Here is a 22649-nt window from a genome sequence, read left to right on the forward strand (position 1 = left end):
GGAGTGCGTCAGGGTTGCCAGAGGCGGGTACAGACCTTTTCCAATAGCGCCTGGTTGTGGCTGAAGACGATTAACCCGAGTGGGCGTTGAGCTGCCGTTTCCAACAGCAGTTGCCAGACCTGAGCCTGAATATGGGCATCCAACTGGGCGGTGACCTCATCGGCAATCAGAAATTGAGTGCGGGGATCCAGCGCACGCAGCAGGGCGATACGTGCCAATTCGCCGCCCGATAGCTCATCTGGCCGCCGTTCAAGCCAACTCGGGTTGACGGCCAGGCGATCTAACCAGGCGGCCTGCGGGTTCCAGGCATCACGCAGGCTCTGCCCGGTGGAGCGGTAAGGATTGAAACTTTGTTCCGGGTGTTGCGGAACCAGTTGGATCGGGCAATAGCCTTTTTTAGCCAGTGGCTTTCCCGCCAGGGTGATACTGCCGGAGGTGGCGGGTTGCCATTGGGCCAGCACACGCCCAAGGGTGGTTTTGCCAAAGCCGCTAGGGGCCGAAATCCCCAGCCGTTCACCTGCGGCGACGCTAAAGGATACCGAATCCCATAATGTCTTGCCCCCTTGAGTGATGGTCAGCTCCCGCACTTCAAGCATGGTGGTTCCCCTCTGGGGATGCTGTGGAGCGGGCAAAAAACTCTTGTTCGGGTAGGGCGGCCCAGAGAGAGCGTAGCCACGGGCTGCCGCCGTTATTTTTCAGCGCCTCAGCCGTCAGTGTTTCATGCAGCTCTCCCTTGTGCAGTACAGCAATTTTGTCGGCAAAGCGTGCTGCCAGGGCCAGATCGTGCGTTACCCATAAGATCCCCCGGCCTTGCTGGCAACTGGCCTTCAGGTGGGTCAACAGTTGGCAGGCGTGCTCTTCATCTAACCAGGCGGTTACCTCATCGGCCAGAATATAACGGGCATTGGTCAACGTGGCACAGCTGGCCAGCACGCGTTTTGCCATGCCGCCGGAAAGCTTACGGGGAAAGTCATACATCAGGCCGGGCGCCAGGTTGTAGCTTTGCAGTTGTAACGCCACCTCTTCCAACTGTAATTTGACGCCGCTGAGCTGGGCGGCACGCGTCATCTGTGAACCCACCTTGATCAGTGGATTTAACGCACTCACGCCCTGCGGAACATAACATAGGGTTTTACCGCGTTGCTCGATTTGGGTCTGGGCGCTCAGCCTGCAGCCGTCAAGGATAATCTCACCACGGGAGCGCATATTGTCCGGTAATAAACCCAGCACACTCTGTAATAACAGACTCTTTCCTTCGCCGCTGCCGCCCACCAGTGCCACCAGTTCCCCAGGCTTTACGTCCAGAGATATGTCGCTCAACAAAGGGTGCCATGTCTTACGCCCTAACCAACGGTAATGGGCGACATCGATAGAAAACCGCTCAAATTTCAGCATCAGCCAATCCTCAGCCACAACCGTTGCAGCGATCTGGCGAACTGATCGAAGATCAGCACCAACCCTACCAATATCAACCCGGGGAAGAATGCCAACCACCAGGCTCCCGTATTCAGATAACGCAATGCATCGGCCAGCAATAATCCCAATGATGCTTCGTGTGGTGCCAACCCAAATCCAAGAAAACTCAGGGCGGCACTGTGCAGCACCGCATGGGGAAACATCAGCAACGTACCGACGATCCATTGGGGTAACAACAGCGGCAACAGATGGTGGCGCCAACGATAAAAGTTACCGTTACCCAAGCGGTGCGACAGCATAACGTAATCGGTTTCGCGAATCCGCAGGATCTCTGCGCGCAAAATCAGTGCCAATTTGGGCCAGTGAGTCAATGCGACCGCCAGTATTACGCCTTTAATCCCGCCACCGACGGTAAAACAGATCAATACCAGCAACAGCAGGTGTGGCAGGGCCAACATACAGTCGATCAGGCCGCGTATCAGGTAATCCAAGGTTCTGTTGAGCGCGCTCAGGCTGGCCGTCAGCATGGCAAGCAGGCCGCTGGCAAAGGCGGCGATCAGGCCGATTTGCAGGCTGGTGGTCATCCCTTGGAAACAACGTAACCACAGATCGCGCCCCAGGCTGTCGGTACCAAACCAATATTCTGCTGAAGGGGGCTGACGGCGGGCAAGCAGATCGAGCGCGATATCGGTGCCAGAAATCCACCAGCCGTAAGCCACCAGCATCAGGAGTAAAGCCAGCGATAACGCTAATTGGCACAGTGCCCGGTTTGGATTGTAGGTCATGGCTGGCGTGCTGCTCCCTGGTTAAGCCGCTTTACCAGCAGGTTGGCAATGCTGTTGCCACAGAACACCAGAATAGAACAGAACATGACAATCCCCATCAGTAGCGGAATATCGCCGCGCAACCCCGCATCAATCGTTGCCTGACCTAACCCGGGATAGGCAAAGACTTTTTCTGCCAATAGCGAACCACCGAGCAATTCTCCTACCGAGGCAAATTGCAGGCAAAGGGCCGGGGTAATGGCATGGCGCAGAATATGAAAATTGATTAGCGACCAGCCCTTATCCCCTTGAGCCTTGGCATAACGGATAAATTCGCTATTCATGACTTCCGCGACTTTGGCTCTGGTATGCAGGGTGATATTGCCGACGCCCAACAGGCCTAATGCCAGCATCGGCAGGATCAGGTGGTGCAGCTTATTGCCAAAGCTGGCGCTCTGGGCATTACTGCCCGGTTCCCAGGCGCAGCAAACTGGCGCCCAGTTAAGCTTGACGGCAAAGAGCGAAAGCAGCAGCAGGCCAATCCAGAAGGTCGGCAGCGAAGCCAGCAGATAAGACAAGGTGGAAATCAGGCGATCCGGCCAGCGGTTAAGATAGCGCCCGGCAGTGAGCCCCATTAACATGCCCAAAATGCCGGAAAATAGCCAGGCAGACAGCAGCAAAGCGAAAGAAGTCGCAAAACGCTCGCCGATCACTTGGGAAACCGGGGCGTTATACAACATCGAGTAGCCAAAGTCGCCTTGCAGCACTTGGCCGAACCAGTGCAGGAAGCGCTGCCACAGCGGTAAATCCAATCCCCAGCGGGCGGCGATCAGCGGATACTGTTCTGGCGGGACATGCAGCAGGTCATTGCCGATATAGGCACGAACAGGATCAACCGGCGAAAAGCTCAGCAGGGTAAAGGTGCCCGCGGCGGTCACCAGCAGCAGGCAAACCAGGTGCAGAACAAAGCGCCACAGATTGCGCATTAATGACAGGTCCACTTCCAGCTATCGAGGCTATTGAGCAATGACCACGAGCCATGAATTTCTGGGGCGCCTTTACCCAGATCGATGCAGGAGTTGGTTAAATAGGTGTGCTGTATATTCAAAAGCCAGGCCCAGGCCGCATCCCCTTTAATCCCTACCCCCGTAGTGCCATCCCATTCAACCTGCTGCCAGTAAGGAACGGCCTGCTGCCAGGTCGGGGCATCAAGGGCCTGTTGCAGGTGCCGGTCTACCGCAGAATTCTGGTAGTAGCCCGGATTATAATATTCCACCCCCGCGGCCTTGCTGCTGTAGTGGTGATAGAGCTCCATCGGATCGAGGCTGCCCCAGCCAAACAGCGTTGGGTTGGCATGCATGTTGCGCTCAACGGTTTCCCAACTACCAGATTGCAAGTCAACCTCGATGCCAATGGGTTTGAGCATGGCGCGCAGAGCCTGGGCCAGATCGCGCCGGGTGCTGTCACCGCTGGTATACCAGAGTGTGATCCTGGCGGGTAATCCTTGCTTTTCCCGGATGCCGCTGCTGTTTTCTACCCAGCCAGCGGCCGTTAATATCTGTTTTGCTTTCGCAATATCACCATCTTTGAACACCACATCCGGGTTATCCCACGGTAACCCCTGTACGGCGGAATAGGCGGGTATGGCATGGCCTTCCATAATCTGATCGGCCAGCAACTGACGATTAATGGCAACGTTAATGGCGCGGCGGATGGCCACATCGGCGGTAACGTTGTTGCCTATCGGATAACCCTTGGCATCTTTTTTACCCGCTGGCGTAGTCGGGAAGACCACCCCCCGATTCTCGACGCTGGGGCGAACCCAGAGTTTCATGTTTTTTACCGGTCCTGTCGCCATAGACGGCGGAATGCGAACCACACCAAGCTGCCCGCTTTGTGCCGCGGCGAAGGCGCTGTCTTCGTCCAGGAAGACAAATACCAGCCGGTCAAAATCGTTTTTCTGACCGGCATAATAAGGATTGGCCTCCACAATCATCTGCTGCCCAGGCTGGAAACTGACCAGTCGATAAGGGCCGGCGCCTATCGGTTTTTGCGCATAGGTTTTCGCATCGTATTTATCCGCAGAGACGATACCCAACGAACCCAATACGTTGATAAATGTGCTTTGCGGTGCCTTCAACTGGATACGTACGTTCAGCGGGTCGAGCTCCTCGGCCTGCATAAAATTACCCATATCCACTTTGCCGCCGCTGGCTGCTGCATGGTTGTAGGTATACACCACATCTTTGGCTGTTAACGGTGAACCGTCAGAGAATTTCAGGTCTGGTTTTAACTGCAGTGACCAGGTCTTGCCGTCATCACTGGTTTGATACTGGCTGAGCAGCAGGCTGCGCCATGACAAATCTTCATTTTGTTTGAGCAATGGGCTGTGCAGCAGCAGGTAACTGCCATGGCTCCAACCCAGCATGGGATCAAAACCTTCCGTTGGTTCACTACCAATAGCAAGTTGCAGAGTGCGAGTCGTAGCATAAGCCGGAAGAGCGAGGATACTGAGAAGTGCTGTTGTTAGTAAGGTGTGGCGCAATAGCGGACGTATTGACATTCAGCCTCCAGCCAAGAAAGAAATAGAGCCAGGTAATTCATTGATAGAGAGTTTATAAAGGATACGCATACCCTCTATCAACAACAATGGTAGCCAGCGTAGGGAGGATAGCAAACGTGGGTAGACTTTCTTTGCTCAGTAACAAGAAATCCCGGGTTAACAAAGAAATAAATCCTGGCCCGAGATTTAACCTGGATGCGGAGGTGCCAGCCTGTCTGAATTGGTGGGGTTTAAGGGGTCATGCCGCCGATCACCGCCGCCAGCTTATCGAAGAATTCACCGAACAGGTGCTCGCAGAACGGGGCCAGCATCGGCATCATCAGGCCAATGGTCAGAATGCCAATGGTCATGGTCACCGGGAAACCGATCACAAATACCGAAAGCTGAGGGGTTACGCGGTTGAGCAGGCCTAGCGCCAGGTTCAGCGTCAGCAGCAGGCAGATCAACGGCAGTGCCAGCATCATGCCGTTAATGAAGATCAGCGATCCCGCCTGAGTCAGCGCCAGAAACCCGTTGCCGTTAAGCGGTTGTGCCTGGATTGGCAAGCTGTGGAAACTGTCTGCCAGCAGAGAAATCAGCCACAGGTGGCCGTCAAAACTGAGGAACAGCAACATGGCCAGCAGGTTCAGCAAACGCGCCAGAATCGGCGTATTGGGGCCGCCGGAAGGGTCGAAGAAGGTGGCGAACGAAAGCCCCATCTGCATGCCGATCACTTCGCCCGCCAGGCGCACTGCGGCAAAGGCGAACTGCATGGTCAGGCCGATCGCCACGCCAATCAGGATCTGCTGGATAGCCAGCCACAGGCCGGTAACGGAAAATATCGGGATATGGCTGGTGGGCAGCGTTGGGGCAATCAGTAACACGATCAAACCGCCCAGGCCGATCTTTACCCGTTTGCTAACCTGTTTTTCACTGAACAGCGGGGCGGTGCTTAGCAGCGCCAGTACGCGCAGTAACGGCCAGAAAAACTGGCTGAGCCAGACGCTGAGCTGTGCGCTGTCGAACGTCAGCACGGCTAGCCAATCAGGTTTGGCAGGTTGCTGAACAGCATACGCATATAGTCCAGCAACAGGTTCAACATCCACGGCCCGGCAACAATGATGGTTGCCACCACCGACAGAATTTTGGGGATAAAGGACAGCGTCATTTCGTTAATCTGTGTCGCGGCCTGCAGCAGGCTGACGATCAGGCCGCTGAACAGGGCGGCCAGCAGCAGGGGGCGGCTAGCGCCAGCGCCACTTTCATCGCTTCTGTGCCCAGTGCCATTACTGATTCAGGTGTCATTTTTGTGCTCCAATGGGCTGAATGCCCCTCACCCTAACTGTAAAAACTCTGCGCCAGCGAACCCAACAGCAACTGCCAACCGTCCACCAGCACAAACAGCATCAGTTTGAAGGGCAACGAGATGGTGGCCGGTGGCACCATCATCATCCCCAGGGCCATCAGCACGCTTGCCACCACCAGGTCGATAATCAGGAACGGAATAAATACGGTGAAACCAATCTGGAAGGCGGTTTTCAGTTCACTGGTGACATAGGCGGGCAGCAGAATGCGCATCGGTACCGCCTCCGGGCCTTCCAGCGCGGGCAAGTTCGCCAGCCTGGCGTACAGCGCCAGATCGGTCTCGCGCGTCTGGCGCAGCATAAATTCGCGCAATGGCTGTGAACCTTTGTCGAATGCCACTTCCATACTGATCTTATCTTCGCTGAACGGCAGGTAAGCATCCTGATAAACCTTGTCAAACACCGGTGACATGATGAAAAAGGTCAGGAACAGCGCCAACCCCAGCATTACCTGGTTAGGCGGGGCAGAAGGGGTGCCGAGGGCATTACGCAGCAGTCCTAATACGATGATGATACGGGTGAAACTGGTCATCATCAGCAACATGGCAGGCAGGAAGCTGAGTGACGTTAACAGCACCAGCGTCTGTACCGGCAGTGTCCAGCTCTGGGCACCGTTAGCCAATGGCTGGCTGATCAGCCCCGGGAGCTGTGCCAGTGCCGCTGGGCTAAGCAATAGCAGGGCAGCACAAAATAGCGGCAGGGTCATCCGGCGGTGGGTTAATGGAGTCATGCCGATTTACCTGGGCGCTTAAGCACGTTTTGCATCAGTTGGCGGAAGTCTGCCGGTGGCGTATTTTCTGCGCTGGGTATCGGCGCTGGTGGGGCTGGCAGGGTATGCAGTTGGGTGATCTGCTGGGCGGTTACGCCCAAGACCAGCCAGGTGTTATCCACTTCAACCACCACCACTCGCTCGCGTTGGCCTACCTGGCAACTGGCCCGCAGGTTCAGCATTTTATTATTGCTACGGGCCTGCGGTGCCAACCCAAGGCGGCGAAACAACCAGCCAGCGAGCAGGATCAACAGCAGAATGCCGCCGAGCGCACTGCTGACCTGCATCAATACCGAACCGGTGGGCAGCGCCGGGGCAGGCTGCGTCTGAGTGCTTTGCATCTGCACGGCGGCGTTCTGGTTCATCAGCGGCTCAGGCGACGCATGCGCTCGGAAGGGGTGATGATATCGGTGATACGTACGCCAAACTTGTCGGCTACCACCACCACTTCACCCTGAGCAATCAGATAACCGTTGATCAGGATATCCAAGGGTTCACCGGCCAGGCCATCCAGCGCCACTACGGAGCCTTGTGACAGGCGCAGCAACTCTTTGATGGTCATTTTGGTGCGCCCCAGCTCCACGGTCAGTTTGACCGGGATGTCCAGGATCAGATCGATATCCTGCAGACTGCCCAGCGTGTCCTGGGCCTCCAGCGACTTGAAGACGCCTTCAGTGGTGGCAGATTTCTCTGTCGCCTGTTGCTCGTTAAACGCATCAGCCCACAGATCGTCGACGGATCCCTTCTCTTCGCCAGACGGTTGTTTAGGATCACTCATTGGGCTGTTCCTCACTAAGAGCATTCAAAATAGGGTTAATCAAATGTTCAACACGCAGGGCATATTGCCCGTTCAACGTGCCGTATTGGCTGGTCAGCACCGGCACGCCATCAACGTGGCCGATCAGGCGTTCCGGTTTCTCAATCGGTAAAACATCACCCGGTTGCAACTTCAGTACTTTTGACAGGCGCATCGGGATATCGACAAAGTTGGCAATCAGTTCCAGCTCGGAATGCTGTACCTGTTTGACCAGGGTTTCCCGCCAATGGCTGTCCTCCTGCCGGGAGTTTTCCAACGGAGGGTTGGTCAGCAGTTCGCGCAGGGGTTCGATCATGGCAAACGGGATACAGATATTAAATTCGCCGCTTAACGCCCCAATCTCTACCTGGAATGGCGTAGTCACCACAATGTCGTTCGGTGAGGTGGTGATATTGGTAAATTTGACCTGCATCTCCGCACGCACGTATTCCACGTCAATCTTGTAGATGGCGCTCCAGGCGTCGCCGTAGGCATCCAGCGCCAGGCGCAGCATGCGTTTGATCACCCGCTGTTCGGTTGGCGTAAACTCACGGCCTTCCACCTTGGTCGGGAAACGCCCATCGCCGCCGAACAGGTTATCCACGGCGATAAACACCAGGCTGGGGGCAAACACAAACAGCGCGGTGCCCCGCAGGGGATTGAGGTGCACCAGGTTGAGGTTGGTTGGCACGGGCAGGTTGCGGGCAAACTCGTGGTACGGCTGGATCTTGATCGCTCCGACGGTGATATCCGGGCTGCGGCGCAACAGGTTAAACAGCCCCATACGGAACTGGCGAGCAAAGCGCTCGTTAATGATTTCCAGCGCATGCAGGCGTTCACGCACCACGCGGCGCTGGGTAGTGGGGTCGTAAGGCTTGATTTCGTTTTCATTACCGATGACGGCTGCGGGTTCATCCCCCGCGCTGTCACCATTAAGCAATGCGTCGATCTCGGCCTGTGAAAGAATACTGTCGCCCATGGTTAATTACCGCAATATGAAGGCGGTGAACAGCACATCGCTGACCACCTGCTTCGGTTGTCCCTTAACCAGCGGCGGGCTGAGCACGTCTTTAATCTCTGCCACCAGTTGCTGTTTCCCTTGCTCGCTGGCCAGTTGGCCAGCTTCCTGCCGTGAAAGCAGCATCAGCAAACGGCTACGCACCTCTGGCAGAAAGTCGTTCAGTTGGCGGCGTGTACCTTCATCAGGCAGGCGCAGCGTCAGACCGATATACAATACGCGGTCTGGATCGTTATCCGGCGTAACCAGATTGACGGTAAAGGTATCAAGCGGCATAAACACCGGCGCCGCCGGGGGTTGCACTTTAGCCGGGGCGGCAGACTTGCCGTCTTTATGCTGCTGCATCAGCCACCAGCTGTAGCCTGCAGCACCGCAAGCGCCGAGGGTGATCAGTACTAGCAGGATCACCAATATCGGGCGTTTCTTTGCTGCTGTTGGAAGGGCGTTTTGAGACATTACTGGACCAAATTCCTGTTCTTAGCGCACGCTAGGATTGTGCACATTAGATGTGAAAGCATTATCCCGCTTATTCAGGCGCACAATAGCCAGAATAGGCGGGGAAAAGCGTGTCAGCTTGGGCGTTTGCCCGCATCAGGCGAAAATATCGACACCGTCAACTGACCGGGCCATGGCTTGCAGTGCTGCCGGAACATTGAGGGCTTCTGTTCCGCTCTCGGCGTTGCCGTGCTGCTCACGGTAAGAAGGTTGGCCGCCGTTGTGCGATGCCTGCTGCTGTGATTGCTGGGGCTGCGGCAAAGACTCACCACCAACGCTGCTTTGCCCAAGGTTGATCCCACTTTCTGCCAATGCATGACGCAGGTGGGGCAGCGCGGCTTCTACCGCCGAGCGAACCTGCCCGTGGGCCGAGGCGATATGCAGTTGTGCCTGGTTATCGTCAATCTTCAGCGTGATTTGCAGGGCGCCCAACTCTTGCGGATGCAGGCGCAATTCGGCGCTCTGTTGGCCGTTGCGGTGGAACATCAACACCTGTTGCCCCAGCGCCTGCTGCCATTCCGGGCTGCCAAGTTGCGCATTCAACTGTGGCGTTGCCGGGGCACTCACCATTGCACTGGCGGGCTGGGTAGCGATGGCCGGGCTGGAAACCGGAGCGGGTGCCGCGTGGTGCAGCGCTGGTGATGATTGCAGCGGTTCGGCCGCCAGTTTCAGTGGGGCAGCAGCGGGATCCTGGTTGCCATCGGCCTGAGAGGCTAACACCGCAGCCGTGTTCGTCTTAGCCGGTTTATCGATGATAGTCGGCTGATTTTTGGGTGCCGTCAGGCCGTTTGCGGGCAGTTCTGGCTTGTCACTCAAAGCCGTTAACAACGAAGAGGCTGTGGCCAATGGGGCATCCTCACCGCTTTGCTCGGCGGTGGTTGCCAGGGCATTCCCCTGCTGCGGTTGCACCACCGGGGCGGGCAGCATGGCAAACAGCGCCTGCAAGGTGGCTGCATCCAGGGTGTCATTCAACGGCATTAGCCGTGGGTCATCACCCTCAGCCTGCACGTTCTGGTCATCAGCCAACGCGTCTGCGGGCAGGGGCTTTGCCAGGAACTGGCCAGATTGATTAAATGAGGCCAGCAATTGGTTGAGCTGCTGGCGGCTGAGAGCCGGGGCTTCGGGATCGTTGGCCGATAATTGTGCTGCGGCCAGCTTACCGCTCAGTTGCCCATCGGGAGCAAAGCGCTCACCGAGCAGTTGAGCAAATTGTGAAGAGAGCCCGGCATCGTCCTGCGACAGTGCGGTAACGCCCGTCGCGGTGCCATCACCGGCCACCAGCAGGCCAGAGAGAACATTGAGATTCATGGGATTAGGTTCCTTTGTGAACTACGTTGAGCAAACTCATCCATCAGTTTCTGGTCGCGTTTGTTTTCCAGCATCTGTTCGGCGCTGAGGGCGCGGGTATTGAGTGTTTCGAAGGCATTTAACCGCTGCTGTTTGTCTTGCCACTGTTTTACCGCCCGCTCGACTTTTTCGCTCCATTGCACCAACTGCAGGCGGTGCTGGGAGATAGCCTGTTCCAGCGTACCGATAAATTGCTGGTAGTTTTGCCAACTGGCCGAGCCCATGCCCTCACTCAGGGTACAGGTCAGCTTTTGCCGGTACTCATCCTGATAATTGAGCAGCATGGAAAGTTGCTGTTCCGCCGCCAGTTGCGCCTGGCGTACCTGGCCGAGCTGCTGTGCGGCCTGTTCTACAGCATCCTGTGCCAGATCGCGCAGGATAATCAGCGGTGATTGTGGTTTCATCTGGCTCAAGCCCCGTGGTTAAACAATCAGTTGCTGCAATTGCTGGCAGGCGTCTTGGTAACCGCTACGTTCGAAGATGCCCTGTTGCAGGTAAGCCTCCATCTGAGGGTACAGCTTCATCGCCTTGTCCAGCAGCGGATCGCTGCCTGCGGCATAAGCCCCCACGCTAATCAGGTCGCGATTGCGTTGGTAGCTGGCCAGCATCTGTTTGAAGTTGCGTACCCGCCGATAATGTTCCTCATCAATCAATGCCGTCATGGCGCGACTGATCGAGGCTTCAATATCTATCGCCGGGTAATGGCCCGCCTCTGCCAGGCGGCGCGATAGCACCACATGGCCGTCGAGGATGGCGCGTGCCGAATCGGCAATCGGGTCCTGCTGATCGTCGCCTTCGGTCAAAACGGTATAGAAAGCGGTAATGGAGCCACCACCGCTGATGCCGTTACCGGCACGTTCCACCAGTGCGGGCAGTTTGGCGAATACCGAAGGTGGGTAGCCTTTGGTCGCCGGGGGTTCGCCGATCGCCAGGGCTATTTCACGCTGGGCCATGGCGTAACGGGTAAGGGAATCCATAATCAGCAGCACATGCTGGCCACGATCGCGGAAATCTTCGGCGATACGCGTGGCGTAAGCGGCCCCTTGCATACGCAGCAGAGGGGAGACGTCGGCCGGGGCAGCGATCACCACGGAACGGGCACGTCCTTCGGCCCCGAGGATGTTTTCGATAAAGTCTTTGACTTCGCGGCCACGCTCGCCGATCAACCCGACGACAATCACGTCGGCCTGGGTATAACGCGCCATCATACCAAGCAGCACACTTTTGCCGACGCCAGAACCGGCGAACAGACCCATTCGCTGGCCGCGACCCACGGTCAGCAGCCCGTTAATGGTACGTACTCCGACATCCAGAACGTGTTCGATCGGGGTACGCTGCAGGGGGTTGAATGGCGCGGTGATCAACGCTGCCCGGTAACCGGTTTCCGGAGCAGGCAGGCCATCCAGCGGTTTGGCACCGCCATCAAGCACCCGCCCAAGCAGGGCCGGGCCAAGTGGCAATTGTTTGCTGGCGCTTTGCCCCTCGGGAGCCACACGGGCATAGACGCGTGCGCCGGGCACAATGCCGTCAACTTCTTCCAGTGGCATCAGGAACAGCCGTTGGCCATTAAAGCCGACCACTTCGCTTTCGACCTCTTGTACTTCACCGGCGTCATGACGTTCGATCAGACAGGTTGCTCCCAGCGGCAGTTGCAGCCCGGTGGCTTCGAGCACCAGCCCGGTGGCGCGAACCAGGCGGCCATAACGCCGCACCGTCGGCGCGCGTGAAATGCGCTTTTCCAGGCTATCCAACGTGTTCAACCAACGGCCAAGGCGTACAGTCATCAGAGTTCTCCCGGTGCGGCCAGGCGGCACAATTCATGCCAGCGTGTCGCCAGGCTGGCATCGAGATCGCCTTCTTCGGCGCTGACCTTGCAGCCACCCGGGTGCAACTGGCCATCCGCCAGCAACCGCCAGCCGTGCAGGCTGAGGGTGACACCAAGCTGCTGTTCCACCCGTTCATAATCATCAGGGTGAACGCGCAGTTGCGGTTTGCCGCTGAACATCGGTTCCTGCTGGATCAACTGTTGGATCTGGCTGAGCAGGGCGGTACCGTCGCAGACCGGAGGTTGACCAATCACCTGCTTCGCTGCCGTCAATGCCAACTGCATCAGCCTCGAAGCAATCACGCTGTCGAGCGCGTCAAGCGTATGCTGGAATTCGCTCACCAACTGCTTCCAGTGTTCGGTCAGTGGCTGTTGCTGTTGCAGGCCTTGTTGTATGCCTTGCTGGCGGCCTTCTTCCAGCCCGGTCTGTAACCCGGCTTCATAACCCTTCTGTTGGCCCTCGGCATAGCCAAGCTGCTGGCCTTGCTGCTGCGCCTGCAGACGTAGCATCTCCAAACGTTGCTGTTCATCGATGCTGTCATCCAATGGAACCATTTCCACCACCGGCAGGCTTTCTGGCTCCAATAGCGGCTTGGGATCGGCCAGATCGTTAGGTGACCAGGGCTGCCAGGGCAGGGTATTAATGCGATCAGACATAGGTGTCCTCGCCACCGCCGATAATCATTTCTCCGCTCTCCGCCAGGCGGCGGACGATAAGCAGGATGGCTTTCTGTTCGTTTTCCACCTGGGACATGCGTACCGGGCCACGGTTGGCCAGATCGTCGCGCAGGATATCGGCGGCGCGTTGTGACATGTTCTTGAGGAACTTCTCGCGCAGCGGTTGCTCGGCCCCTTTCAGAGCGATCAGCAGGGATTCGCCTTCCACTTCCTGCAACAGGCGTTGGATACTGCGATCGTCCACTTCGGTCAGGTTTTCGAACAGGAACATTTCGTCGATGATCTTCTGCGCCAGCTCGCCGTCGTACTCACGCATCGCGTCGATGACCGCTTCTTCCTGCTGGGTCTTCATCAGGTTGATGATTTCGGCGGCAGTGCGTACCCCGCCCATTTTGCTGCGCTTGAGGTTCTGGCCATCCAGCAGGTTGTTCAGCACTTCGGTCAGTTCTGCCAGGGCTGTCGGTTGCACCCCGCCGAAGGTGGCGATACGCAGCATGACGTCGTTGCGCAGGCGTTCGTCAAACTGCGCCAGGATGTCTGCCGCCTGGCCACGCTTGAGGTGCACCAGAATGGTCGCGATGATTTGTGGATGCTCGTCACGGATCAGATCTGCCGCGCTCTGCGGCTCCATAAAGTTGAGCGTTTCCATGCCGGTGGTGGTCTCGCGGGATTCGAGAATATCCTCCAGCAGGCTGGCAGCACGCTCTTCACCCAGGGCCTTGACCAGCACTGTGCGCAGATAGTCACTGGCGTTGACGCTCAGCGCAGCATACTGTTCGGCATCATCTTCAAACTCGGTCAGGATCTCTCCCAACTGTTTGTGTGACACCTGGCGCATGCTGGCCATGGTGCCGCTCAATTGTTGCACTTCGCGTGAAGAGAGGTGCTTGAACACCTCGGCCGCGCGATCTTCACCCAGCGTCATCAGCAGGATGGCGCTCTTTTCGGTACCTGTCAGGCTCATAATTCGTTACTCATCCATTGGCGGATCACCAGAGCGACCACGCGTGGATCTTTATCGGCCAGTTCGCGGATCCGCTGGCTTTGGACTTCTGCACTGACGCGTTGCTGTGATTTCTTACGCTGCACCAGTTCTTCATGACTCGGTTTGTTCACTTCGGCCGGGCTGCTGGCCGGCGTTTTGGCGGCGCTCACTATCGCCTGCTGCGCAACCTGGCGGCTTTGCAACTGTGGGCGTACCAGCTTGCGCCACAATATCCAGGCAACCAGCAACACCAGCAGATAGCGGCCTGCGTTGAACAACTGATCGATAAATGACTGCGACTGCCAGAAAGGCAACTCGCCACCGGTCTGTTCCACGTCGCTGAATGGGGTGTTCACCACGTTCAACGTATCGCCACGGCTGCTGGAGTAACCCATAGCCTCACGCACCAGTGATTCCACCTGAGCCAACTGCTCTTTGCTCATTGGCTGTGGTTTGCCGTCTTTATCCTTACCCAGGGTGTTGAGCACCACGGCTACCGACAGGCGTTCTACGGCCCCCGCTTTTTGCTGGGTATGGCGAATGGTGCGATCCAACTCATAGTTGGTGGTTTCATCACGACGGCTGTTTTGTGGCTGGCGGCTGTTGGCCTCGGTACTGGCCTTGCTGTCAGCAGCCTGAGCGGTGGGGGGATTGCCCGCAGTGGCAGGTTTTGGTGTTTCTATCGGTGCGGTAGGTGGAGCGCTTGGCTGGTTGGAGAGGGCACCCGGTACGCCACCTATCTGCTGCCCACCATTCTGTTCACTCTGGCTTAGCTGCCTGGAGCGGATCGCGGATTTATCCGGTTGCTGGTTGGGCTGATACTGTTCGTCGGTCTGTTCACGCGTGGCGAAATCAATCTGCGCTGTGACCTGAGCGCGCACGTTGGCGCTGCCCACTATTGGAGCAAGAATGGCTTCGATACGACGCTGATAGCGGTTTTCCACTTCATTGGCATATTTCAACTGTGCGGCGTTAAGATCGCGCCCGGTGCCGTCGGATTGGGTCAGCAAACGGCCAGCCTGATCGACTACCGTCACATTGCCTGGTGGTAACCCGGCGACGCTGCTGGACACCATATACACCACCGCGTTGATCTGACCATCGTCCAGTGCGCGGCCAGGCTGCAACGCCAGCGTGACAGAAGCAGAAGGGGATTTTTGTTCGCGCACAAACAGCGAAGGTTTTGGCAGCGCCAGGTGGACTCGGGCATTTTGCACCGGCCCCAGCGATTCGATGGTGCGCGAAAGCTCACCTTCCAGGGCACGTTGATAGTTGATTTGTTCACTGAACTGGCTGATGCCGAATTTTTCCTGATCCAGCAACTCAAACCCGACCGCACCGCCTTTAGGTAACCCTTGTTGGGCCAGACGCAGGCGAGTTTCGTGCACTTTCTCCGCCGGGATCATCAGCGCGGAGCCGTTTTCGGCGAAGCGGTAAGGGATATTCATCTGCGTCAACTGGGTGACAATAGCGCCACCGTCGCGATCGTTAAGATTGCTGTACAGAACGCGGTAATCAGGGCTTTTAGCCCACAACAGCAGCGCTACCACAATGGCAATCGCCGCAGAAGCGGCGATCAGCAATGGGATCTTGGGGTTGGCACGCAGACGGTTCCAAAGGGCCATAAGGCCGTTATCGCGGCTTTCACCATTCATGCTGCCACCCAGCCTGGTAAATTTTCGGTATGGTTAGCGTTGTGTAGTGACAAAACAGACTCCCTGATACACATGTTCTTTACGGCCTAACAAAGGTGCCCCCATTTTTGGGCAAGCCATTATTTGCCCCTAAGGCCAATTTTGATGGCCCGATAAGCCGACCTTTTTGCAGTTAATTAGCCGCTTTAGTCTCAGAATGCTGTGTTAGGGTGTGCAACATCAGAAAAGAGTCGGTGAAATAATGCGCGGGTAACAGCGCCGCAATTTGAAAGACGAAGCTAAATTGAGGTCATTATGGCGATTCAGGGTATTGAAGGGGTTTTGCAGCAGTTGCAGGCTACGGCAATTCAGGCAGGCGGCCTGAAACAGAGCAACCCGATGCCGGGTGCCAGCTTTGCCAGTGAACTAAAAGCGGCTATCGGCAAGATCAGCGACACCCAGCAGGCCGCACGCCAGCAGGCGCAGGATTTTGAAATGGGTGTGCCAGGGGTCAGTCTGAACGATGTGATGGTCGATCTGCAGAAATCGTCGGTTTCATTGCAACTGGGGGTGCAGGTGCGCAATAAGTTGGTCACGGCCTACCAGGATATTATGAATATGGCGGTGTAGCCAAAAAGCAGGGCAGCTTAAAAGATGACGGGTAGAGTCATAACAGTTAAGGCGCCCTGCATCAGCACAAAACGTCGGTCTAATAGTGGTTGGTATTACTCATCAAGAAGTGGTGTTGTCAGAATTATCTGGTGTTAAATTTACGATCAGTAAATTAAAGCCAACCGGTGTTTTGAACGCCGCCGATGTTTTTTCCGGGCGACACCGATCCTTTTACCATCAATAATTTTTGAATGCTTTTTAAAGGAAAAATACACAAAGCCATCAGAGATGCCACCAAAAATTCCATCTTCATACCCTCCTTGAAATCAATAAACAAAACTAATATTTATGGCTAATATCTTAAAAGTCAATGATGGGGCATAAAAACAGATTTTTCTTGCAAATGTTCGACGTAAATACTAGATTTTTTAACGTTTAATTGATGACTTCCTGATGTTTCCATTCGGTTTTTGAATAGAATTATATTTAGTAATAATTAAAATATATTTATTGGTAATGTATAACCCCTCGAGTGAATATACCCAGTTGCAGAGATCGGTGGTGATTAATAAACTAATGTATAAAGGCTGGCGCAGAGCCAGCCTTCGTGTCCCGTTCCGGGAAGATCCCCGGGTAATCAACGGTTTATTCTTTAATGCGGAAAGTTTCATTTTTGTATAGCAAAGTGACAACCTGTATCCCTTTGCCTGGTTGCCATACCTGGTCAGGCAAGCGCTTGTTAAAGAAAGCGTTCACGATTAAAGGATGGGTGAAAACAATCACCTTACCGTGGCTAAATTCATATTTTTTCCCGATGCTGGACAGGAAACTATCCAGGCGATAGGCGGCGATTTCGCCATTTTCACCCTCGTCAGGTGAAACAAAGTGGATCAGCTTGGTGGTAGAAAATAAATTCCGCGCTGCCTCACTCTGGTTGTTTTTAATTGTTGCTACTTTTTCTGCCTCCCAGTGACCAAGAAATATCTCATTCAACTGGCTTTCCTGACTCACCAGGATCGGATGATTGGCCATCACGCTCTGGGCTGTTTTATAGCCACGCCCCAATTGGCTACTGTATGCGGCGATAAACTCGGTGGATTTTAAAGCGTTGCGTAATTGTTGATTGGCCTTTTCACCTTCCGCGGTGAGGTCTGAATCCGTAGTCCCCTCCATAATACCAGCCTGCTGCAGCCGGGTAAGCGGGTTGATCACCAGCGTAATTTCCAACGGTGGCAGAGCTTTTTCCCGGGCGAAACCAGCCTTAAGATAGTCGGTGTTATTAAAATCAATGAGGTGGAACTGGCCGTTTTTCAATTCCAGTACCGAGACGCTGGTATTGGCCAACCCGGCCAACGGTTGGTTGGCCCGGTACTTTTGCAGATAGAACGCCATGGAAGAGTGGGCAGTGACCAGTATATTGCCGCTGTTTTCGGGGTGTTGTGCGGCGATTTGCCGCAGTGCTGCTTCAAAGCGGGCCGCGAATTGAAACATGTTCTCTGCATTCACCGGAGACTTGAAGCCAGGATCGTTATAAGTGCCGAAATAGAACGCAAAGTCATTACCCGAATGGCCAAAATTTTCCGTCAGGTCGTCAATACGCCTCCCCTCAGCATCGCCCCAGGAGATATCTTTCAGGCCCTCTATCTGTTTTACCTCCAGGTTGCGGCCACGCAAAATTTGATTGGCGGTTTCATAGGCTCTGCCCAAAGTGCTGCTGTAACCGGCGATAAACTCTATTTCTGCCAGTCCCAGACCTAAGCTGCTGGCGTCATAACGGCCTTTTGGCGTCAATTGAGCGTTACCACCGCCACCGATGGTCATTTCCTTGATATTGGAGTAGGTCTGCCCGTGGCGGACTAAATAAAAGCGCAAGGTTTTGGCCTGTTCTGTTTCGGCCTGTTTTTGTGGTGTGTGATTTGCAGTTTGCGATAAAACTGCGGTGGGGATCCATATCAGCGCCAAAAACAGAGTGACCAGAGATATTATTTTCTTTTTCACGCACTATTCCTTTTGATAATCAGCGAGCTTGCAGGTTAAGAAAGAATAGCTTTCCAAACCTTTGTATTAATGACACGGTTGGCCAGGCTTTGGCAGAAATCAAAAGAAAGGGGGAGGGAGTTCACATAATGCCTATTAAAATATAGCCTTATTGCTTGACGTTGCAGTGTTGTTAGCGGTAGCGCCAATTATGTCGGGTACAGAAAGAGCAGAATGTAACTGATAATCAATTCAGTCGCATTAGCGCTAGGTGGAAGTCATTCTGAATATTTACTTTAATTCAACTTATTTATCTGCGAAATATATTGGGGGTTGTTTTTGAGCAGATTTTTTCTAAGCCGGAAACCATAACATTTTTGTGGTTCAATTCATTTTTTTAGTCGTTATAAAGGGTATAATTATTCACTTACAATAGCGTTAACGCGGGTTTTAATGCGCATTGGCAGCGTTAATTCGCCTGGCAGTCAGTTAGCTCTTACGCAGGGAAAATGATGAGTTCTAAAAGCGAAGTGAAATGGCGTTTTTTCAGTATTATCATGCTGATAATACTGGCTTTTCTGATTTTTGTTTTAGTGAAGTACAATTGATGTTCCGGGCCACCCTGGGTGGCCTTGCTGATAGCAACAACGAGATTCCCTCAATGCTAATAGTTTGATCCTGATATTACTTTTCCTGCGTATTAAATATTTGATATGAAGGTGGTAAGGCAGAGGTAGGGGGCATAATGCGTTGGTGCCCACGAATTGCCGTTGGCGCAAAACCAAATCTTTTACGGAAACGTTCGGCAAAACGTGATGCACTTTCATAGCCAATATATTGCGCAATGACGGAAATAGGCCAGTCGGTGGCTTGCAAAAGCGCCAAGGCGCTACTCATACGGACATCGATCATCAGACTGCGCAACGAGGTATTTTCAGCGGACAGTTTACGGCGCAACATGACTTCGCTCATCATCAGGCTTTCTGCTGCTTCGGCGGCTGTCCAGACCTTGTACGGATCGGCGGCCAGACACTGGCGCACTCTTTGTGTCAGGTTATTGATTTCATTACGGGTAAAACGGATCCCGAGGTGCGCCAACCAGAGCAGGATCTCACACATTTTGTGGCGGGTAATCGCCGGGGGAACCGTTCGTTGAGCGTTATCGCCAACGTGGTAGTTTCGAAACTGTGTAAAAAAGCACAGGGCGGTTTCGGTATCTTTGCCACGCCGGTGAAAGGGGCTGCTGCTGGGATGGGCGCAGAGGATACCGTTTCAAACAGCGCCGGATCGCAAATTAATACCTGGCAACTGAATGTACCGCTGTCTGAAAGGCTGTTAATAATATCGACAGTTTGCCCGCCGTTGACGATCAGTAACTCTCCGGCCCTGGCGACGACATCCTGCTGTTTGTGCCGTATACGGGTTTGGCCAAGCTGTATCAAAAACAGATGCGGATGTTCAAAATAGAGGGACGGCAGGAGCAGTTCAGTATACTGAATGATTTGTGCTGCAGTACCGACCCCGGGGCAAAAATTAATTGAGCGTTCCATTAATATTCATTTCATAGTTATTATCTGTGAATATCTTTACGCTTTGCTGGGGGATGGAGCAACTTTTTTCCATCTGTTGTTGATCGCAATCCGGTAATTTATTTGTCAAGAAGCCATTTCCTGTTGAACAGAAAACGTCCGTGTCGGGGAAGAATTATCCATCAAATAAGAAATAATGCCAGAAATTTGCATTTTCATGCATTACCCATCATCTGAATAATTCAAATGCGATGCGTTTATGTTATTGCAAATCAGGGCAATATTAGCGTTTTATACTATTTATTGCTCGGTGCGGGCAATTATTCCCGAGTTTATCTTATCTGAGGCTCTCCCAATAACAGAGCCCGATCGTGGAACTGGCCGTAGGTACTGTTGACGACGTTCTGGCGTGTGGATTGGCCAATCAACACCATCAATTCATCCATACGCTGCTGCAACAATCGCTTGAGTTCGGTTTCATTACTCAGGATCTGTTGCAGTTTGTTGCGTAATATCTCCTGTAGTGCCGGTGACGATCCGGAGATGCTGGCGAATTCGGCGGTTTTTTCAACCGCCTGCACGTAATCCAATTCAAGTTCCACCAGCGCGTCCCATTGTCCGGATTGTGCCAAAGCGATCATCTGGTTGCTCAACGTGAGGATCTGCTGACAGGCCGATAACAGTTTCTGTTGTTGTTCCATTAGACGGCGTCCTGAGCAGGTTGATAATTCGGACCAATTTGGCGCCAGGCGTCGGCAATGTTCTCCAACAGCCCGGCGACCTCTTCGATGGCTGCGATATCGTTATGCAGATTTGCCTGCATCAGACGGCGTTTCATATAGTCATATAATGCGGCGAGGTTATCAGCAATTTCGCCACCCTGTTCATGATCCAACCCGTTCTTCAGGCCGTTATCAATAATATTGATTGCTTTTGAAATGGCCTGGCCCTTACCAGCGATATTCCCCTGGTTCATCAATATTCGTGCGCGAAGCAGGGCGCTGAGCGCCCCATCAAATAGCATCACGATTAATTGGTGCGGACTGGCACTCATTACACCACTTTCTACACTTACCTGGGCGTAAGCCTGAGTTCCACTGCGGTTGTACATGCTATTTTTACCTGGTTAAAAGTTCTTACTTAGAAGGGAACTGTTGATTTAAATACGTACTGGTCCCATTGAGTTTTGACATCATGGTATCCAGCTGGACAAATTGCTGTTTGTAACGATCGATAGTGTTCTGAATACTCTCGGTCACACGCGTGATCTGGGTATTCAGACGATCGAGGTTGGTGTTGATACTCTTGGTCGAGTTTTCTATTACACCACCAGCTTTTATATAGTTCTGGATCTCGTTGTGGATCTCGGTTGCCATACCGGTATCTTTGCCATTACCGGCGAAGAAGTTGGCAACCTGATCCGGTTTTTCATCAATGGCTTTTTTCAGCTTGTCACTGTCCAACTCCAGCTTGCCGGTCTTGGTATTGGTAGTAATACCGATATTGCCAAGGCCTTTAAGTTCCGGGTTGTCCTGAGCGGCACTCAGTGCGCTTTTTATTGATGACTGGATGCCGCGCAGGGTGTTATCGCCCAACAAAGCCCCGTTTTTGGCGTTCTGTTCTTCACCGCTTTTTACCGGTGTGTATTTGGTCAGAGAGTTGAAGGTGTCCAGCAGCGAGTTATAGCTGTCGACCCACTCTTTGATTTTGTCAGCAGACCCGTTTTTATCGGCGGTGACCACCAGATTCTGTGGCTCGCCCGGTTTGGTGACGGTTTTCAGATCCAGCGTTACGCCTTGTAATGCGTCGGCGATCGAGTTGGTGCTGCGTTTGATGGCCGTACCGTTAATGGTGATTTCGGCATCTTGGCCTTTCACCGACTCTTTCATGGCGTTGCTGGAACTGGCGGGGTCGTAATTTAAGATATCCCCTAACTGGTCATCATTATTGACCTGCACCTTGACCGTATTGTTGGCACCGGTGGTGGCGGAACTGATCGCTAACTTATATTCATTGTCGCCGACACGCATAATGGTGGCATTAACCCCGGCCTTGGCACCGTTAATGGCATCACGCATTTCCACCAATGAGGTTTGATCGTCCCCAAGCGGGATTTTGACCTCTTTGGGGGGATCGCCTGCGGTAATGGAAAGTGAGCGATCGGTTGCGCCGCTGGTCCCCAGTTTGGCGGTCTGGTCTTTAATTTCCGCCTCAGTTGTCAGGGTTTGTGGCTGTGCCAGGTGCAGCACTTCAATGCTGTAGTTACCCGGTACGGATTTGGCATTGGTGGTGACTTTAAACTGATCGTGCTCGCTGGCGGTGGTGTTATTAAAGAATTCGGGTTTGGCCAGCGCTTTGCTCAGGTTATCAAATTTTTCCAACGAGCTTTTTAACGTGCCGTAGGCGGTCAGTTTGGCGTTATAGCTGGTTTGCTGAGTGGTATAGGGCGTCAGACGCTGTTGCTCTGCCTTGCTCAGCTTATCCAGCAAGCCGTTGAGGTCCAATCCTGAGCCGATACCTAATGAACTAATCGATGCCATTCAATGATTCTCCTATGGTCAATAACATTTACGCTCTATGCGTTATCGGCTCAGTATTAAAAAAGTTTACGGATAAATTGAAAAAACGATGGCGTAGTAGAAGAGGGAAAAGCAGCGTTATTCGTGCCATTGGCGCAAAGCGAAAAAAACAGAAAAAATTTCTAAAGGTTACTGAGGGTACGCCGATACCTGAGGAGACGGTGATTGAAGCCGTGGGCATTTAGGCCCGAACCCTTTAAATAGCGCATACGATGACCCTGAGCGTTTCGGGTTGTAGCCGGGCAACCAGGGTGTGAACTCCCAGAGCTTACTTCAGTAAGCAACCGGGAGAAGCGCCCGCAGGTAACAACGCTACGGC

General features: G+C 54.0%; 24 protein-coding genes and 2 pseudogenes. 2 read left to right on the forward strand and 24 right to left on the reverse strand.

Features of this window, described 5'->3' with window-relative positions; translation table 11 throughout:
• Nucleotides 1-8: 8 nt before the first annotated feature.
• The 18 genes and pseudogenes from ACQ86O_RS16160 to fliF form a co-directional block, all read right to left on the reverse strand.
• Nucleotides 9-596: an ATP-binding cassette domain-containing protein gene (locus ACQ86O_RS16160; protein WP_431221957.1), complete on the reverse strand. Its 588-nt coding sequence runs from the start codon at nt 594-596 to the stop codon at nt 9-11.
• A complete protein-coding gene (locus ACQ86O_RS16165) occupies nt 589-1395 on the reverse strand; it encodes an ATP-binding cassette domain-containing protein (protein WP_431221958.1) in 807 nt (268 codons plus the stop codon). The genes ACQ86O_RS16160 and ACQ86O_RS16165 overlap by 8 nt, the downstream gene beginning before the upstream one ends.
• Nucleotides 1395-2201 carry an ABC transporter permease gene (locus tag ACQ86O_RS16170; RefSeq protein ID WP_431221959.1) on the reverse strand — a complete coding sequence of 269 codons (807 nt, stop codon included), beginning with the start codon at nt 2199-2201 and terminating at the stop codon, nt 1395-1397. The genes ACQ86O_RS16165 and ACQ86O_RS16170 overlap by 1 nt, the downstream gene beginning before the upstream one ends.
• A complete protein-coding gene (locus ACQ86O_RS16175) occupies nt 2198-3166 on the reverse strand; it encodes an ABC transporter permease (protein WP_431221960.1) in 969 nt (322 codons plus the stop codon). The genes ACQ86O_RS16170 and ACQ86O_RS16175 overlap by 4 nt, the downstream gene beginning before the upstream one ends.
• Nucleotides 3166-4743: an ABC transporter substrate-binding protein gene (locus ACQ86O_RS16180; protein WP_431221961.1), complete on the reverse strand. Its 1578-nt coding sequence runs from the start codon at nt 4741-4743 to the stop codon at nt 3166-3168. Before ACQ86O_RS16180 ends, ACQ86O_RS16175 begins: the two co-directional genes overlap by 1 nt.
• A gap of 230 nt (nt 4744-4973) precedes the next feature.
• On the reverse strand, nt 4974-5756 hold the full coding sequence (fliR, locus tag ACQ86O_RS16185; protein WP_431221962.1) for a flagellar biosynthetic protein FliR: 783 nt from the start codon (nt 5754-5756) through the stop codon (nt 4974-4976).
• Nucleotides 5757-5758: 2 nt separating this feature from the next.
• Nucleotides 5759-6027: pseudogene (fliQ, locus tag ACQ86O_RS16190) on the reverse strand (flagellar biosynthesis protein FliQ).
• A 33-nt stretch (nt 6028-6060) separates the two neighbouring features.
• Complete coding sequence (gene fliP, locus ACQ86O_RS16195; RefSeq protein ID WP_431225750.1) at nt 6061-6792, reverse strand: flagellar type III secretion system pore protein FliP; 732 nt, start codon at nt 6790-6792, stop codon at nt 6061-6063.
• A 20-nt stretch (nt 6793-6812) separates the two neighbouring features.
• The gene (gene fliO, locus ACQ86O_RS16200; protein WP_431221963.1) at nt 6813-7220 is read right to left on the reverse strand and encodes a flagellar biosynthetic protein FliO; all 408 of its coding nucleotides are present in this window, start codon (nt 7218-7220) and stop codon (nt 6813-6815) included.
• Entirely contained in the window at nt 7220-7633 is a 414-nt protein-coding gene (fliN, locus tag ACQ86O_RS16205) for a flagellar motor switch protein FliN (RefSeq protein ID WP_431221964.1), read from the reverse strand. Before fliN ends, fliO begins: the two co-directional genes overlap by 1 nt.
• Nucleotides 7626-8630: a flagellar motor switch protein FliM gene (gene fliM, locus ACQ86O_RS16210; RefSeq protein WP_431221965.1), complete on the reverse strand. Its 1005-nt coding sequence runs from the start codon at nt 8628-8630 to the stop codon at nt 7626-7628. The genes fliN and fliM overlap by 8 nt, the downstream gene beginning before the upstream one ends.
• A gap of 6 nt (nt 8631-8636) precedes the next feature.
• The gene (fliL, locus tag ACQ86O_RS16215; RefSeq protein WP_431221966.1) at nt 8637-9125 is read right to left on the reverse strand and encodes a flagellar basal body-associated protein FliL; all 489 of its coding nucleotides are present in this window, start codon (nt 9123-9125) and stop codon (nt 8637-8639) included.
• 135 nt (nt 9126-9260) lie between these two features.
• Nucleotides 9261-10472: a flagellar hook-length control protein FliK gene (locus ACQ86O_RS16220; protein ID WP_431221967.1), complete on the reverse strand. Its 1212-nt coding sequence runs from the start codon at nt 10470-10472 to the stop codon at nt 9261-9263.
• Nucleotides 10469-10915 carry a flagellar export protein FliJ gene (gene fliJ, locus ACQ86O_RS16225; protein WP_431221968.1) on the reverse strand — a complete coding sequence of 149 codons (447 nt, stop codon included), beginning with the start codon at nt 10913-10915 and terminating at the stop codon, nt 10469-10471. Before fliJ ends, ACQ86O_RS16220 begins: the two co-directional genes overlap by 4 nt.
• Before the next feature lie 18 nt (nt 10916-10933).
• On the reverse strand, nt 10934-12295 hold the full coding sequence (gene fliI / locus ACQ86O_RS16230; RefSeq protein WP_431221969.1) for a flagellar protein export ATPase FliI: 1362 nt from the start codon (nt 12293-12295) through the stop codon (nt 10934-10936).
• Nucleotides 12295-12993, reverse strand: coding sequence for a flagellar assembly protein FliH (gene fliH / locus ACQ86O_RS16235; protein ID WP_431221970.1), 699 nt, complete (start codon nt 12991-12993; stop codon nt 12295-12297). The genes fliI and fliH overlap by 1 nt, the downstream gene beginning before the upstream one ends.
• Nucleotides 12986-13978 carry a flagellar motor switch protein FliG gene (fliG, locus tag ACQ86O_RS16240; RefSeq protein ID WP_431221971.1) on the reverse strand — a complete coding sequence of 331 codons (993 nt, stop codon included), beginning with the start codon at nt 13976-13978 and terminating at the stop codon, nt 12986-12988. The genes fliH and fliG overlap by 8 nt, the downstream gene beginning before the upstream one ends.
• On the reverse strand, nt 13975-15654 hold the full coding sequence (gene fliF, locus ACQ86O_RS16245; RefSeq protein ID WP_431221972.1) for a flagellar basal-body MS-ring/collar protein FliF: 1680 nt from the start codon (nt 15652-15654) through the stop codon (nt 13975-13977). The genes fliG and fliF overlap by 4 nt, the downstream gene beginning before the upstream one ends.
• A 294-nt stretch (nt 15655-15948) precedes the next feature.
• Here fliF and fliE point away from each other — a divergent pair, with 294 nt between their 5' ends.
• Nucleotides 15949-16263 (forward strand): flagellar hook-basal body complex protein FliE, encoded by a 315-nt coding sequence (gene fliE, locus ACQ86O_RS16250; RefSeq protein WP_431221973.1) that lies wholly within the window; start codon nt 15949-15951, stop codon nt 16261-16263.
• Between the two features lie 154 nt (nt 16264-16417).
• Here fliE and ACQ86O_RS16255 read toward each other — a convergent pair whose 3' ends face one another.
• From ACQ86O_RS16255 to fliD, 6 genes and pseudogenes are all read right to left on the reverse strand, one after another.
• Nucleotides 16418-16558 (reverse strand): hypothetical protein, encoded by a 141-nt coding sequence (locus ACQ86O_RS16255; protein WP_431221974.1) that lies wholly within the window; start codon nt 16556-16558, stop codon nt 16418-16420.
• Between the two features lie 332 nt (nt 16559-16890).
• On the reverse strand, nt 16891-18243 hold the full coding sequence (locus ACQ86O_RS16260; RefSeq protein WP_431221975.1) for a histidine phosphatase family protein: 1353 nt from the start codon (nt 18241-18243) through the stop codon (nt 16891-16893).
• 663 nt (nt 18244-18906) lie between these two features.
• Nucleotides 18907-19772: pseudogene (locus tag ACQ86O_RS16265) on the reverse strand (helix-turn-helix transcriptional regulator).
• 311 nt (nt 19773-20083) lie between these two features.
• A complete protein-coding gene (gene fliT, locus ACQ86O_RS16270; RefSeq protein WP_431221976.1) occupies nt 20084-20452 on the reverse strand; it encodes a flagella biosynthesis regulatory protein FliT in 369 nt (122 codons plus the stop codon).
• Complete coding sequence (gene fliS / locus ACQ86O_RS16275; protein WP_431221977.1) at nt 20452-20862, reverse strand: flagellar export chaperone FliS; 411 nt, start codon at nt 20860-20862, stop codon at nt 20452-20454. Before fliS ends, fliT begins: the two co-directional genes overlap by 1 nt.
• A gap of 25 nt (nt 20863-20887) precedes the next feature.
• A complete protein-coding gene (gene fliD, locus ACQ86O_RS16280) occupies nt 20888-22291 on the reverse strand; it encodes a flagellar filament capping protein FliD (protein WP_431221978.1) in 1404 nt (467 codons plus the stop codon).
• Here fliD and ACQ86O_RS16285 point away from each other — a divergent pair.
• On the forward strand, nt 22285-22515 hold the full coding sequence (locus ACQ86O_RS16285) for a hypothetical protein (RefSeq protein WP_431221979.1): 231 nt from the start codon (nt 22285-22287) through the stop codon (nt 22513-22515). The two genes, fliD and ACQ86O_RS16285, sit on opposite strands and share 7 nt — an antisense overlap.
• The last annotated feature ends 134 nt before the right edge of the window (nt 22516-22649 follow it).

This window comes from Serratia sp. L9 (assembly GCF_050632285.1).
In the GTDB taxonomy this organism is placed as follows: Bacteria; Pseudomonadota; Gammaproteobacteria; order Enterobacterales; family Enterobacteriaceae; genus Chania.